At 58.0% G+C, this 14,835-nt stretch carries 14 protein-coding genes; 5 read left to right on the top strand and 9 right to left on the bottom strand.

The annotated features are described in order from the left end of the window. Positions 1-81 precede the first annotated feature (81 nt). Positions 82-483: an MAPEG family protein gene (locus tag QZ869_RS00245; protein WP_296015690.1), complete on the top strand. Its 402-nt coding sequence runs from the start codon at positions 82-84 to the stop codon at positions 481-483. Between the two features lie 11 nt (positions 484-494). Here the strand turns inward: QZ869_RS00245 and QZ869_RS00240 are convergent, their stop codons facing one another. Next, positions 495-1,382: a hydrogen peroxide-inducible genes activator gene (locus tag QZ869_RS00240; protein WP_296074939.1), complete on the bottom strand. Its 888-nt coding sequence runs from the start codon at positions 1,380-1,382 to the stop codon at positions 495-497. 73 nt (positions 1,383-1,455) lie between these two features. Continuing rightward, the gene (locus QZ869_RS00235; RefSeq protein ID WP_296015639.1) at positions 1,456-2,406 is read right to left on the bottom strand and encodes a LysR substrate-binding domain-containing protein; all 951 of its coding nucleotides are present in this window, start codon (positions 2,404-2,406) and stop codon (positions 1,456-1,458) included. Positions 2,407-2,604: 198 nt separating this feature from the next. On the opposite strand from QZ869_RS00235, the gene QZ869_RS00230 reads away from it, so the two are divergent. Then, positions 2,605-2,901 carry a DUF1127 domain-containing protein gene (locus QZ869_RS00230; RefSeq protein ID WP_296101957.1) on the top strand — a complete coding sequence of 99 codons (297 nt, stop codon included), beginning with the start codon at positions 2,605-2,607 and terminating at the stop codon, positions 2,899-2,901. 154 nt (positions 2,902-3,055) lie between these two features. Here QZ869_RS00230 and QZ869_RS00225 read toward each other — a convergent pair whose 3' ends face one another. The 6 genes from QZ869_RS00225 to QZ869_RS00200 form a co-directional block, all read right to left on the bottom strand. Continuing rightward, positions 3,056-4,429 (bottom strand): glutamate--cysteine ligase, encoded by a 1,374-nt coding sequence (locus tag QZ869_RS00225; RefSeq protein WP_296097661.1) that lies wholly within the window; start codon positions 4,427-4,429, stop codon positions 3,056-3,058. Between the two features lie 140 nt (positions 4,430-4,569). Then, a complete protein-coding gene (locus QZ869_RS00220; protein ID WP_296101956.1) occupies positions 4,570-5,307 on the bottom strand; it encodes a 16S rRNA (uracil(1498)-N(3))-methyltransferase in 738 nt (245 codons plus the stop codon). Between the two features lie 33 nt (positions 5,308-5,340). Next, positions 5,341-6,849: an inorganic phosphate transporter gene (locus QZ869_RS00215; RefSeq protein WP_296101955.1), complete on the bottom strand. Its 1,509-nt coding sequence runs from the start codon at positions 6,847-6,849 to the stop codon at positions 5,341-5,343. 59 nt (positions 6,850-6,908) lie between these two features. Further along, on the bottom strand, positions 6,909-7,382 hold the full coding sequence (locus tag QZ869_RS00210; protein WP_296016928.1) for an NUDIX hydrolase: 474 nt from the start codon (positions 7,380-7,382) through the stop codon (positions 6,909-6,911). 168 nt (positions 7,383-7,550) lie between these two features. After that, complete coding sequence (locus tag QZ869_RS00205; RefSeq protein WP_296101953.1) at positions 7,551-8,306, bottom strand: HAD-IIB family hydrolase; 756 nt, start codon at positions 8,304-8,306, stop codon at positions 7,551-7,553. Beyond that, positions 8,303-9,640, bottom strand: a complete 1,338-nt coding sequence (locus QZ869_RS00200) for a glycosyltransferase family 1 protein (RefSeq protein WP_296101952.1) — start codon at positions 9,638-9,640, stop codon at positions 8,303-8,305. Before QZ869_RS00200 ends, QZ869_RS00205 begins: the two co-directional genes overlap by 4 nt. 219 nt (positions 9,641-9,859) lie before the next feature. On the opposite strand from QZ869_RS00200, the gene QZ869_RS00195 reads away from it, so the two are divergent. Beyond that, the gene (locus QZ869_RS00195) at positions 9,860-11,137 is read left to right on the top strand and encodes a DUF3422 family protein (protein ID WP_296016923.1); all 1,278 of its coding nucleotides are present in this window, start codon (positions 9,860-9,862) and stop codon (positions 11,135-11,137) included. A gap of 32 nt (positions 11,138-11,169) precedes the next feature. Here QZ869_RS00195 and QZ869_RS00190 read toward each other — a convergent pair whose 3' ends face one another. Continuing rightward, positions 11,170-12,075: a LysR family transcriptional regulator gene (locus tag QZ869_RS00190; protein ID WP_296101951.1), complete on the bottom strand. Its 906-nt coding sequence runs from the start codon at positions 12,073-12,075 to the stop codon at positions 11,170-11,172. Between the two features lie 112 nt (positions 12,076-12,187). Here QZ869_RS00190 and QZ869_RS00185 point away from each other — a divergent pair, with 112 nt between their 5' ends. Both QZ869_RS00185 and glcE read left to right on the top strand, forming a co-directional pair. After that, positions 12,188-13,621, top strand: coding sequence for an FAD-linked oxidase C-terminal domain-containing protein (locus QZ869_RS00185; RefSeq protein ID WP_296101950.1), 1,434 nt, complete (start codon positions 12,188-12,190; stop codon positions 13,619-13,621). Positions 13,622-13,638: 17 nt separating this feature from the next. Then, complete coding sequence (gene glcE, locus QZ869_RS00180; protein ID WP_296102043.1) at positions 13,639-14,835, top strand: glycolate oxidase subunit GlcE; 1,197 nt, start codon at positions 13,639-13,641, stop codon at positions 14,833-14,835.

Raw genomic sequence — 14,835 nt, 5'->3', positions numbered from 1 at the left:
GAGATGATTTGAACGCTCTCCAAACCCTGTTTGGAGAGCGTCTTTGTTGATAGGAGAAGAAGTATGTCGCCCACGACTGCCATGTTCTGGCCAATGATCGCTCACGCATTTCTGGTGTTCTGGCTCTATGGGCTGCTGGCATATCGCCGCAAGAAATTTACCTTTGTCGATGGCGACGCCGTGCGCCGTTTCCGCGATGCGGGCGAGGAGGCGCCGGAAAGCAAGCTGGTCAACAAGAACATTGCCAACCAGTTCGAGCTGCCGATGCTCTTCCACGCGGCGTGTCTGCTGCTATATATCACGGATGCGGACAATATCGTTACCATCGTGCTCGGCTGGATTTTCGTTCTGTCGCGCATTTTCCATTCCTACATCCACGTCACCAGCAACCGGCTGCGCTACCGCGGTCCGGCCTTCATCACAGGTTTCGTGGCATTGCTTCTGATGTGGGGATGGCTCTTCATCTGGCTCGCGCTAGAGTAGGAATTGCGAGCCTAGCGGATAGATTGCCTGATGGCATCGGCAAGAGCGGCGATGTCGCCTTTGCGTCCGCTCGCCATGCGCCAGACAAGGCCGATCTCCCTTGCTGGGGCCGGATCGGCAAAGGGAACGATGCGGAGATTGTTTCGCATCGTCTCCGTGGGAATGGCAATTTCCGGAATCAGCGTCATTCCCATGTCATGCGACACCATCTGCAGCAATGTCGCCATCGAGGTTGCGCCGTAGTTGACGAGGCTGCGCTTGCCCGCGGTGCCGCAGACCGCCAGTGCCTGATCGCGAAGGCAGTGCCCTTCCTCCAGCAGCAGCAACCGGTCCATGTCCACCTGGCCCTCATTGACGGGGGAGACAAGAACCTTGTCGTCGCTCTTTGCGGTCGCCATGAAGAAGCGATCGGTGAACAGGTGGCACGTCTCCAGCCCTTCCCCTTCCACCGGGATCGCGGCAATCACCGCATCCAGCTTGCGAGCGGAAAGATCCGATAAAAGACGGTCGGTGACGGTCTCCTTCAGTTCGATCTCGATCAGGGAATGATGCGCGCGAAGATGCGGTACCAGTTTCGGCACGAGATAGGGCGCTATGGTAGGAATGATCCCAATTCGAACCAACCCTTCCAGGGCGCCTGAGGTTTTTCGCGCGGCTTCTTCCAGCCGTTCCACCTCCAGAAGAATGGCCCGCACGTGCTGCAAGACCTCGTCGCCTTTGGGGGTGATGGTGATATCGCCGCGACTGCGCTCCACAAGTTTGACACCGAGATGCTCCTCCATATCCATGATCTGCACGGAAAGCGCCGGCTGGCTGATATGGGCTTCGGCCGCCGCCTTGCCGAAATGCAGGGTGCGTGCGAGGCAGTCGAAATATCGCATCTGTCTAAGCGTAAGCATGATAGGAGTTTCCTATCAATAAAAGCTCATCTTCGAAAGCTGGAATTATCAACCAAGAAAGAGGCGCGAGAGCTTACCAGCCCGGTGCGACGTAGGTGGATTTGAGCTTTTGCATACCGGGCAGCATCTTCACGCGTGAGTCCAACTCCTCAGGGGGAGGGCTGAGCGTGATATTGTCGAGGCACGCAGTGATGTGATCGGTGATGGCATTGATGAGCGAGGGCGACAGCCCGGGACGCTTCATCAGGCCGATCTGTACCGGCGGCAGAGGCGGAAAGCCATCGGCCGACGTCAGCACCCGCATGCCGGTTCGAAGTGTGGATTCCGGCAGGACCGAGACCGCCATGCCGGCAAGAACGGCAGCGGCAATCACGGTGGAAGACCAGCTGGTGAACAGGACTTGGTAATCCCGGCCATCGGCATCGAGAGCCGAGCAGGCAAGCTGCCGCCAGTGGCAATCGCGTCGCCCGACAGCAAGCGGCACGGGCGCATCATCGCGCAAGGGATGGTTTGCCGACGTGACCCAGCAAAGAGGCTCGGTACGTACGATGTCCGATACCCGCGTCCGTGGATTATGCGTCACAAGAGCGATGTCGAGTTCGCCTCGCGCCATCTTCTCCGCAAGGCTGATCGACGGCTCGCAAACGATGTAAAGCTCGACATTCGGATGCGTCTTGGCAAAGCGCCCTATGATCTCGGGCATGTAACGGTCGGCATAATCATCAGGCGTGCCAATGCGTAACGTCCCTTCCAGCCGGTTGTCATCGAAGGCTGCAACCGCCTCGTTGTTAAGGCGGATGATACGGCGAGCATAATGCATCAGCTTCTCACCCTCCGCCGTCAGCCTGTTGCCACGCCCGTCCTTGGCGAAAAGCTGCTTGCCTAGCCGCTCTTCAAGCCTGCGCATTTGCATCGAGACTGCAGATTGTGTCTTGAACACCCTGTCCGCAGCCTTGGTGAAGCTGCCCGTATCGACAATGGCGATGAACGTATGAAGCTGGTCAATATCGAGCGGAGCGGTCAAAGCAGCCATCCATAAGAGCAATTGATATCTGACATTAGAAACATTCGTTGGACTGATCAATAGACTTGCGACATTTTGACGCTCAAGACATCCGATCAACCTGGTCAACGCTTTCGAGCGGCGGCCTCAACCTCACCAGTGTCTTCGTGCGAGAGCATGAAGCGACATCTTTACGTGCCCAATCGGAAGGACCTTGTCATGCGCACGGCAGAACGGAAAATGGAATTGCAGATTGCCGCCCCCGGAGTCTCGATTGAGACGCGTTGGAACGTGGCTCTCAATGGCATGGCGAAACTCGCGCGTTCCATCATGAACCGTATGGCCGTGAACAAGCTGACGGACATGACCGATCAGCAACTCACAGATATCGGACTGACGCGTGGCGATGTGGTGAGCGCGCTGGAGGCCGGCTTTCTAGATGATCCAAGTATGCATCTGGCGCGGGCGGCCAGGACCCATTCAGGTACGCGATTTACGCGGCTTCGCAAGCCGTGACGTCCCATGCCGAGAACGGGATCCCGGCATCAAGTTTCCCCGCAGGGTGATTGCCAATAGCCCTGCCTTTGCCCGGTGTCAGGTCCCAAGCCGCACCGGGCTTTTTTTCGTCCGGATCGTGAATGTCGCGCCGCTGCCCGTGAGGGCAGCGCACTTAATACTGATAGTCTTCGAATACGGGCAGAACCGACTGCTGCCAGCGGCCATGGTAGAGCGCCAGCATGTCGTCTGCGAGCGTCGCCTTTTTGGCAAGAACCTCTTCCAGCGGTGAGAGGAAGACGCTTTCATCCTGTCCATCACGGTTCAGTCGCGCCCGGCTTTGCAAGCCCTTGCGGGATATCGCTACAACGTCGCGTGCCACGTCCAGCAGGTCGCGTCCCGCGATCGTCGCCTTCAGGCCTGCCGTTGGAACGGCATCGCGAAGCGCGATCACATCATCCACTTTCCAGTCCGCGGTGAACTGGTCGGCTGCAGCCAAAGCATCGTCGTCGTAGAGGAGGCCGACCCAGAAGGCCGGCAGCGCACAGATGCGCCGCCATGGACCGCCATCGGCGCCGCGCATTTCGAGGAAACGCTTGAGACGCACGTCCGGGAACAGCGTGGAGAGATGGTTCGTCCAGTCACCCAGATTGGGTTCCCAGTCGGCAATCACACCCTTCAGCGCGCCCGCCATGAACTGGCGGAAGGTGATGTCGGTACAGTCGCGATATTTGCCGTCGCGCACGATGAAGTACATCGGCACGTCCAGCGCCCATTCGACATAGTCCTTGAAGCCGAAATCCGGCTTGAACGTGAAAGGAAGAACGCCGGAACGCTGGTTGTCGGTGTCGCGCCAGATATCGCCGCGCCAGGAGAGCAGCCCGTTCGGCTTGCCTTCGGTAAAGGGCGACGAGGCAAAAAGCGCGGTTGCAAGTGGCTGAAGCTTCATCGAAACGCGCATCTTGCGGCGCATGTCCTCTTCCGAGGAGAAGTCCAAATTAACCTGGATGGTGCAGGTCCGGTACATCATGTCCAGACCCTTGGTGCCGACCTTGGGCATGTAGTTGGTCATGATCGCATAGCGCGACTTCGGCATCTGCGGTGTTTCACCATATGTCCAGAGCGGGCTGCCGCCCACGCCGAGGAATCGAATGCCCATCGGTTCGGCGATCTCGCGCAAGGTCGCCAGGTGCTGGTTGGATTCCCGACAGGTCTCGTGCAGATTTTCCAACGGCGCGCCGGACAGCTCGAACTGGCCGCCGGGCTCGATGGAAATTGCGCCCATGCCGCTCGGTTCGCCAAGGCCGATGATATTGTGCCCATCCATGATCGGCTCCCAGCCGAGCTTTTCCTGCATGCCCTTCAGCAGTGCGGAGATGCTGGCCTCACCGAAATAGGGTACTGGCTTGTTGCCATCACGGAAAAAGGCAAACTTCTCGTGCTCCGTACCGATCCGGAATTTCTCTTTCGGCTTGCAGCCTTCGGCCAGATAGTCTGTCAGTTCCTGTACGGAGGAAATCGGCGTCTGGTCAGTGGTGTCGCGGGCCATGAAATTACCTTGTTGTCTTTGCCGCCTGCGCAGCGATGTTGCCATCGCTGATAGGGTGCCGCCACGGTGCAAGCAAATGAATTTCTTTTAAGCATGAATTCATGCCGGAAATTTGTACGAGCGCGACATCTTCCGCTGGATTATTCCCAGTCGCCGATGCTTGCCTGAATGACTGCAAGCGCTGCGACCGCTGCCGTATCGGCCCGCAATATGCGGGGTCCGAGTGGTATGGGCGTCACCCAGGCCTTGCTGCGCAGCAACTGCCTTTCCTCCTCTGAAAAGCCGCCCTCCGGTCCGACGAGAAGGGCCAGTTGCTTTTCGTTGATCGCTCGAAGCGCGGGCAGGGGATTTTGCCCGGTATCGCCTTCATCGCAATAGATGATACGGCGGTGAGGCGACCAGCTTTCAAGCAGGTCTTTCAGCCGGACAGGTTCTTCGACCTCCGGCACAGCCAGAATACCGCATTGTTCCGCAGCTTCGATGACGTTTGCCCTGAGCTTGTCGAGATTGGTGATCTTGCCCTGTACATGCTGAGTGAAAACCGGCCTCAGAACGCCGGCACCCATTTCCACCGCTTTCTGCACGAGATAGTCCATGCGTCCGGTCTTCAGCGGCGCAAAGATATAATGCAGGTCGGGTGTTTCCGGCTGAGGCCGTGTCTCTTCGAAAGGTCTCAGCACGATCTTCTTGCGCGTTGGGAATGACAGGCTGGCCTTCCATTCTCCATCGCGACCGTTGAAGAGGAGGATTTCTGAGCCATCGCCCATGCGCAGTACATTAGCGAGGTAGTTGAACTGGTCGCTGTCTGCTTCCACGGGCTCGCCGAGCCGCAAGGACTGGCTGACGAAAAGCCGCTGCATTCTGAAATTGGCGCGCATGTTGGTACTTCGATAGGTTGATGATCTGTCCGCTCATATAAACAGAAGATGCATGATTGCGTAGAGCGTTGCTGCCAAGGCCGCACTTGCTGGCAGCGTTACGACCCAGGCGGCGATGATCGTCATAAAATGCGACCGGCGGACAAGATAACGCCGCCGCGTCTCCGAGGTGTTTTCGTCTGGTTCGTCCGCGGAAGAATTGGCTGGCGCAAGGCTCTTTCGCAGCGCCTCCTGTTGCTTTCGGCCCTGCTGCGTATACCACTCGCGAAAGAAGCCGACCCCGAAGACAGCGCCAATTGCAGTATGCGTTGTGCTGACCGGCATGCCGAAATGCGAGGCTGTGAGAACGGTGAGTGCCGTCGAGGTGGACACGCAGAAGGCACGCATCGGGTTAAGCTTGGTGATCTGCTCGCCGACGAGCCTGATCAGGCGCGGTCCAAACAGCAGGATGCCGCAAGACAGCCCGAAAGCACCAATCAGCATGACCCATTGCGGTGCCGGTGCAAAAACCTCGGTGAGGTTGCCATAATCCGCACGCACGATAGCGACCACTGGCCCGATAGCGTTGGAGACATCGTTGGCGCCGTGACCGAAGGACATAAGTGCTGCTGCGAAAATCAGCGGCCATTGAAACAGCGTGCGAAGCGATTGATTGCGATTTTCCAGACCCTCGGATTGGTTGCGGATGAGCGGAATACAAAGGCGCCAGCCGATGAGGCCAACGGCGAAGCCTGCTGCGAGCGATACGCCGGTTGGAACATCGATGACCCGATGCAGCCCGAAGCGCATCAGATATGAGGTCATCACTCCTCCCATCACGCCAAGCAGCACCGGTACCCATTTGCGGGCTGCGGCGATCTTGTCATCGCGATAGATGATGAACTCCTTGATGAATGCGAGAAGGGCGATGGCAAAGAAGGCGCTGATGAATGGGGTGAGCACCCAGATCAGCGCAATGCCGAGCAGCGACGTCCAGTCCACCGCACCAATGCCGAAGGCTGCGGTGCCGGCACCTGCCACCGCGCCAACGATGCTGTGCGTGGTAGAAATTGGCGCCTTGAGCAGGTTGGAAATATTGACCAAAAGAGCGGCTGCTAGGATGGCTCCGAGCATCGCCCAGGCAAAGACATGCGGGTCTGGTACGGTTCTGACATCGACGATGCCGCTGGCAATCGTTTCGACAACATTACCACCGGTGACGAGCGCACCGAAGATTTCACAGATTGCGGCAATGATGAGAGCAGCGGTCAGCGGCAGTGCCTTTGAGCCGACGGCCGGTCCCACATTGTTGGCAACGTCCTTGGCGCCGATATTCATCGCCATATAGGCGCCGATGATGGCTGCGGCGAGCGTGATGACCGCGCCTGGCGTACTGCCGGCATAGGAACTGGCGACCAGCGCGGTCACGACCAGGAACAGAAGTGCAGCGCCCGGTGCTACCAATCGCTGGCCAAGATGATTAACCGCCTCCTCGACGCGGGTCATCTTGTCGAGATCCTTGTCAAGCGTTGGTTTTTTGCGATTTTCAGGTGATTGCGCCATGGAAACGCTCTATGGCGCCAATGGTCGCGAGTGCCTGTCGTATTGGCACCACATCGTCGTCATTGAGAGCCGACAGCGTGTTGCAGGGCCGACGGCGTTCCCCGAGCCATCTGTTTGCCGAATACGACGAAAAGCTGCTTCAGCTCGGTCTCGTTGACCCGCTTTTGCGCCTCCTCAGGCGAAACCCACTCGAGTGTCCGGCTTTCCTTCTCGGGAAAGTTTTTGATAAGATCCGTCACTTCCAGAAGGTGAACCTGAACAAGACAGGTAACCTTCACACCGTTTTTCAGCTTCTTCTCATAGTGGAAAAATCCGAAAGGCTCTTTCTGTGTGTTGCCTCGGACGCCAGCCTCTTCGAAGGCCTCGCGCTCGGCAACTGCATGAGCCTTCTTGCCCTGCATTGGCCAGCCCTTCGGGATAACCCATCGACCTGTGTCCCGGCTGGTCAGCAACAGCACCTCCACATCGCCATTGTGTTTGTTACGGCGGTGGCAGATGGCGCCATATTGCTGGCGTGGGGGACGACGCAGCATCAAGCTGACATCTTTGGCCAATCGGCTCAGGAGCTTCAACGCTAAGTATTCCTTTCGAAGAACGTGAATGAAATCTCAAGCCGATCCGTGTTCGGCAAGTTTCATTTTCTCTTTCCGAAGGAGTCGGGTCAATGCGGATTTGCTGCTCTTGCACCAGTATTTTTGTAATTACTGATGCATGGTGGCAGGGTTCATCCAGTGTTTTAGTCCCGATATAACGCCATCCGCTTCTTCTTCAACCGAAATCACTACATTGTGTCTTCCGGTTGCGTAGGATTTGAGTTCAGGAAGCGCGTTGCCGACAGCGATGCCTCTGGCTTGAGGGAGTTCGAACATCGCACGGTCGTTTCCCGTATCGCCTGCTACTACGGTCTCACCAAGCTCGAAGCCGAGACGATCGCAAAGCCAGCGAATTGCCGCTCCCTTGTCCGCTGCGCGCGGCAGGATGTCGAGGTCGCGACCGCTGGAATAGACGATACGTGCCATGATCGCATTGTCACCCAAACGCCGCTCGATATCGGACAACAACGCTTGATCGGCGTCGTGTAGATACCAACTCGACTTCAGGCCATGTTGATACTGATCAGGCTGTCGACGGATCTCGGGCACACCTTGCATCACGCGGGCAATTTCATGCGGATCGAACCCCGATCCGAGGAAAGACACATAATCTTTCGACAGTGTCGGGTCATTGGAGCAGAACAGCATCGTGCCCACGCCACCGATAATGTAGTCGGGGCGGGGCAGCGGCACTGTCTCGATCAGATCGAGTTGATCATCGATCAGTCGACCGCTGTTGAAAACCAACAGCGGGCGTTCGGCATCCGGAAGAGAATGCCAGTAATCGCGAAAGCGTGCCGTCGCCTCGTTATTGCCGACGAGAGTCCCGTCGAGATCGGAGGAAAAAAGCCTTACAGGTTTCAATCGCCATCATTCCATGGTTCGGCCCAATCGGACTCTTCCAGCACGGGCATTATCGGACGCCCTTCGATGACCGAGAGCAACTGTTGGGCAATGCCCGTCCAGGTAAACAGACTGCGGGCCTTGTGCGCGCCCATGCGTGACAGTCGTCCGTAAAGGCGTTCATGCTTGAACGGCTTCATCATTGTAATGCCGAGATCTTCCTTGTCGAAGGGGTCGGCGAAAAGTGCATGACGCCCGTAGCTCACGGCGCGAAACAGTCCACCGTGGATCGTAACGACCGTGGGCGTACCACTCGCCATCGCCTCTATCGCCGTCATGCCGAAAGGCTCGTAGCGGCTCGACAGAACAAAAAGATCGGCTGCCCGATAGATATCGGGCAAATCCTCGTCTGAGACGTAACCGGAGAAATCGACCTTCTCCTCAAGTCCGAGTTCCTTCACTCGCTCCCTGAGCTGATTGAGGATCGTTGTTTCCTGGCTGTCCATATTCTCGCCGCCGACGGCGAGATGGAGGCGCGCGTCGGGTTCACGCTCGGCCAAAACTGAAAAGCCGTCGATCAGTAGGTCGTAACCCTTGTTTGTCGCAAGCCTCCCCAGTGCCAGCACCGTCCTGCCCCTGAAGCCGAAGCGCTGGCGCAGCATCTGCCGTGAGGCTTCCGATACGGGGAAGAACCGGTTGTCGTCATATCCCGGTGGGATCATGTGGACCTGCTTGCGCTTTAGTCCATAGTCTTCGAGGAGCACGTCGAGCTGCACCGGCGTCGTGGCGATCACCATATCGCAGCTACGGTAGATGATCAGCTCGTGCTGGATGCGTTCCTTGAAGTTGAATTCGAGTTCGAACGTATCCGCCTTCTCGGGGTAGTCGGTTTCCATCTGGCGCTTTTTCCAGATACCGAGCGAGTGGGGAGTGTGAAGGTGCGGGATCTTCAGCGCTTCAGACAGCCTCTGGCCGGCCACGCCCGCATCCCAGTAGTGGCTGTTGATGAAGGAGTAGGTGAGGGCGTTTTTCTTGATGAAGCGCAGCGCGTTCTCGCACCACTCCAGAAGGTGGCGGTGGAGATATTCCTTTGGAATGAATTCCTTTCCGCCGCAGGGAATGCGCACGACGCGAACGCGTTCGTCCACCTCATCGATCTCTGGCTGGTCCTCAAAGCGCCGGGTGTATAGATCGACCGTGTAGCCGAGTTGACCGAGTTTTTTTGCGAGTTCGAGGACATAGACGACCTGTCCTCCCGTGTCGGCTGCGCCAAGCGGCGGGTGTGCGGCGACGTAGCCATGCGTCGATATGAGTGCTATCCGCGGATAGCGTTCAGTTTCGCTCGTGGTAGTCATAGCGTCCCATCTTGGTAGAATTTTCCAATAACCCGTCAAGAACGTCTCAAAGTTGATAAAGTTCCCGGAAAAATTGCTTTAATAGGATTTTCTTTCTTCAGGCGCCAACGACTATATCTCTGGGCAAGGGGTGTTTTAGCAATTCGCCTGCGGCAACTCGGCATCTGCCCATGCGGCTTGCGATTTGATAAATCTGTATGATTGAGACGGAGAGGGCTGATGGCCAGGGGACGATTTGCATTTGCCAGTGCGCCGGAGAGGTCATTGGCGCTAGGGGAAATTCATGCGAGGCCGACCGTATTGCTCGGCTCGTCACGCATTATCATCCAGCTGGCCTTCATGATGGATGGTGGCGCCTCCGTACATCATTCGGCGATTGCGGAAATGTCGCGTAGCCGTGGTGTCGCGCCACCGGAACGCGATGCCCGTCACCACGCCATGCCTTGCGGCCTAGGCACGCTCAGATGGGAAAGACATACCGAGTTCTCTACCTGGTTCTGGGATGGGCCGGCGCCGGAAAAGGTTGGCGGCGAGATCGTTGGCGATCCTTTTGGAGATGGCTTTTCGCCGCCCGGCTCGCTGATCTCTGCGGTCAGGCTCGAAATTCGTGACGATGGACCGGAAACCGCCAACGCAGAAAGCCATTTCGATCCGATCAGTCTATGCCACAGCACCGTTCGCGAAGGGCAGGCGTCCATCCTTACCGACTTCCGCCAGGATCGCGATGGGCTGACGCAGTTTCTTCTGCTCGACCGGGGCCTCACCGATTCGGCGCGTGGAGGTATCGTGCAGCGTCTGCTGGACATCGAAACCTACCGGACGCTCGCCATGCTCGGATTGCCGTTGGCCCAGACACTGTCGCCGGAAATCCGTCGTATCGAAGACGGTTTGACCGCGATCACGCAGCGGATGAAGAACGGTGCGCGAGAAGAAGCCGATGCGCTTCTGGCCGAAATGACCCGCCTTGCCGCAGAACTGGAGGCCAACGCGGCGCTTAGCCTCTATCGCTTCGGCGCAAGCCGCGCCTATGACGTCATTGTCCGCGAGCGCATTCGCACACTGGCTGAAACGCCGATCCATGGACACGAAACCATGGCCACCTTTCTGGAACGGCGGCTGGCGCCTGCCATGCGCACCTGCCAGTCGGTTGAGGAACGCCAGGCCAACCTGTCTCGAAAGCTGTATCGTGCCACATCGCTGGTGCGCAGTTGGATCGATGTCGAGCTCGAGCGGCAGAACAGCGTGCTTTTAAACAATATGAACAGGCGTGCTGCCATGCAATTGCGGCTGCAGCAAACAGTCGAAGGCCTTTCTGTCGCTGCCATATCCTATTACGTCGTCGGGCTGATCGGCTATCTCACCAAGGCAGTGACGCATGACCTGCTGCCGATCGATCCGGCCGTGATCACCGGCGCATCGGTTCCCATTGCCGTGATCGGCGTATGGTGGGTGGTGCGCAATATCCGCAAGCGCCACGCGGCGGACGCTCCGCATTAGGCCGAGATTCCTATTCCGATCAGGTTTTGACCCTAGAATGCATCCGTGTCCCAGTAGGGAACGGGACCATATAGGTTCGCCAGATAATCGATGAAGAGACGAACCTTTGCGGGCAGGAACCGGCGGCTGGAATAGACCGCCGAGAGCGCCACGTTCTTCGATCCTTCATAGGCCGGAAGCACCTGAATGAGCGCGCCGCATTTCAACTCCGGCCCGATATCCCAGGTGGATCGCAGCGCAATGCCAAGCCCGGAAATTACCGCCTCGCGTATCACCTCCGACGAATTGGTCACAAGCAGGCCTTCAGGGCGCAAATTGAACGCTCCGTCCGGTCCTTCCAGCCGCCAAAGATCGTTGTTGTGTGCTGGTAGGCAGCGATGGTTCTTCAAATCCTCAATGGTGTCGGGCAGCCCGTGTTCCTCAACATAGGATCGCGAGGCGCACAGCACGCGGCGGACCGGCGCAAGCCGTCGTGCGACAAGGCTGGAATCCGAGAGATCGGCAATGCGGATGGCGAGATCGTAGCCACCAGCAACGATATCGATGAAGTCGTCGCTGAGCGTCAGGTTGATGGAGAGCGATGGATGCCTGTCCATGAAGCCTTTGAGATGCGGTGCCACATGCATTCGCCCGAACGAGGTGGAGGCTGACACTTTTAACGTTCCGGCCAGAGAGTTTGACCGGCCTGAGACGAAGTCTTCCGCCTCCTCCAGCCCTTCCAGGACGGATAGAATTCTCTGATGAAATCCCTGGCCCGCCTCTGTTAGCGAGATCTGGCGTGTCGTGCGCTGAAACAGCCGCGCGCCGAGCTTTTCCTCCAGACGCTTGATGCGCTTTGAAATCACGGCGGGCGAGTAGCCAAGTTCCTTCGCTGCCACCGACATGCTGCCGGAGGCAGCAACGCTGGCAAAGACCTCGAGATCACCAAGATTTGTCATCGGTCCCAGCCATTCTTTCCAAATTGGAAATAATCTCTAGCATTTGCGCAGCTTGCCACCAAGGCCTAAACTCCGCATAGGATGGGTGAGATGAGGGAGGCATCGGCAAATCATGTCGCAAGCAATAGAATTCTTGAAGCCACGCGCCTCGGTGCTCTCCAGCCGGGGAAGGATCATTGCCGATCTTGCCGATCTGCTTCCCCCCGACTGTCTCGTCCACGAGCCGAGAGAGCTCGTACCTTTCGAGACGGACGCCTTTGTTTCCTATCGCAGACTGCCATTGGCTGTAGCGCTTCCAAGAACCACGGCGCAGGTCTCCGCTGTTTTGAAATACTGTCATCGCTACGGCATACCCGTAGTTCCAAGAGGTGCCGGTACGTCGCTCTCCGGCGGTGCGATCCCGCAGGAAGATGCGGTGGTGATCGGCCTCTCGAAAATGTCTTCGATCCTTGAACTGGACTTGTTCAACCGCACCGCAACCGTCCAAGCAGGTGTCACCAACCTCTCCATTTCCGATGCAGCCAGTCCGCAAGGGTTCTTCTACGCGCCCGATCCGAGTTCGCAATTGGCCTGCACCATCGGCGGCAATATCGGCATGAATTCCGGTGGAGCGCATTGCCTGAAATATGGTGTCACCACCAACAATCTGCTTGGGGTGAAAATGGTGCTGGTGGATGGCACGGTGCTGGAACTTGGCGGTAAGCATCTCGACGCATCAGGCTATGATCTTTTGGGTCTCGTCTGTGGCTCGGAAGGTCAACTCGGGATCGTCACCGAAGCGACGGTGCGCCTGATCGCCAAGCCGGAAGGCGCGCGTCCGGTGCTCTTCGGTTTCGAAAGCTCGGAAGAGGCTGGCTCCTGCGTGGCCGACATTATCGGTTCCGGGATCATTCCTGTGGCGATCGAGTTCATGGACAAGCCGGCCATCGAAATCTGTGAGGCTTTTGCCCACGCAGGTTATCCGCTCGATGTCGGCGCGCTCTTGATCGTCGAGGTTGAGGGCTCTGAAGATGAGATGGATGCCATGCTGGCCGATATCGTCGCAATTGCTCGCCAGCATGCAGTGAAGACCGTGCGCGAGTGTCAGTCGGCGATGGAGGCGGCTGCCATCTGGAAGGGCCGGAAATCCGCTTTCGGTGCAACTGGCCGGATTGCCGATTATATCTGCATGGATGGCACGGTGCCGCTCAGCCAGCTTTCTCATGTGCTGAAGAAGACGAGCGAGATCACCGACGCGCTCGGCCTTCGCGTCGCCAACGTTTTCCATGCCGGTGATGGCAACATGCATCCACTGATCCTGTTCAACGCCAATGATCCAGACGATGCGGCGCGCGCCGAAGAGGCGGGCAACCAGATACTGAAACTCTGCGTCGATGCAGGCGGCTGTCTGACCGGGGAGCATGGTGTCGGCATCGAGAAGCGCGATTTGATGCGGCATCAATATTCAGACGCCGATCTGGCGCAGCAGATGGCAGTTCGCGCCGCCTTTGACGAAGACTGGATATTGAACCCGTCCAAGGTCTTTCCTTTGGAGAGCAGAGCTTGATGGACACCGCATACCCCATTTTCACGCCCCAATCGGAATTAGAGGCGGCAGCTATCATTGGTGAACGCGCAGAAGCAGGACGTCCGATCGCCATCATCGGTGGCAATACGCGTGCTGGCTTTGGCAATCCCGTACAGGCAGATGCGGCATTATCGTCGCGAGCCTTGAGCGGCATCGTTTCTTATAATCCCGCCGAGATGGTGATGACCGTCAAGGCCGGGACGCCAACCGCCGACGTGCAGGCCGCTTTGACCGAGGCCAGGCAGATGATGGCCTTCGAGCCCATGGATCATCGCGCTATCATGGGCACGACAGGCGAACCCACCATTGGCGGCGTTTTTGCAGCCAACGTCTCTGGTCCGCGCCGTTATGTGGCCGGTGCTGCGCGAGACAGTCTGCTCGGCATCCGCTTCGTCAATGGCAGCGGCGAGGCGATCAAGGCCGGTGGGCGAGTGATGAAGAATGTCACCGGTCTAGACCTCGTCAAGCTTCTTGCGGGCTCCTACGGCACGCTCGGTTTGCTGACGGAGGTAACCTTCCGCGTGTTGCCGGTTCCGCCTGCTGAAGTGACGCTTGTTATTTCGGGGCTGGAAGATGAGACAGCGGCCAATGCTATGGCAGCGGCGATGGCAACCAGCCTCGAAATCTCCGGAGCGGCGCATCTGCCGGAAAGTGTTAAGTCCCGCTTCCTCAATGGGCTGCTTCCCGAAGGTGCCGCGACCGTGCTTCGACTAGAGGGGCTTGCAGCCTCGGTCGAGGCGAGATCGCAAAAGCTGAAGACGCTTCTGGCATCCGTTGGGACAATGACCTCTCTTGAGCGCGGCGAGAGCCGCACACTCTGGCAGGAAATCCGCGATGTAGCGCCGTACGCGGGCAACGCGTCCAAGCCGCTCTGGCGGGTGTCGATTGCGCCCTCACAGGGCCACAAGCTGGTCGCCGCGCTCCGTCTGGAGGCAGGCATTGATGCCTTCTATGACTGGCAGGGTGGGCTTGTGTGGATGCAGATGGAAGCCGATCCGGAGGCGCAACTGCTGCGCGGTTACATCCGTTCGCTCGGCGGTGGTCACGCCACGCTTCTTCGTGCAGCGGATAATGTGCGACGAACGGTTCCGGCTTTCGAGCCCTTGAATGCGGTCGAATCAGCGCTGTCTCAACGTATCAAGCACAAGCTCGATCCGGCGGGGCTCTTCAATCCAGGCAGAATGGGGATCTGA

The organism is uncultured Agrobacterium sp. (assembly GCF_913777885.1).
Classification (GTDB): Bacteria; Pseudomonadota; Alphaproteobacteria; order Rhizobiales; family Rhizobiaceae; genus Agrobacterium.
This window is presented reverse-complemented; position numbering and strand designations above follow the sequence as displayed.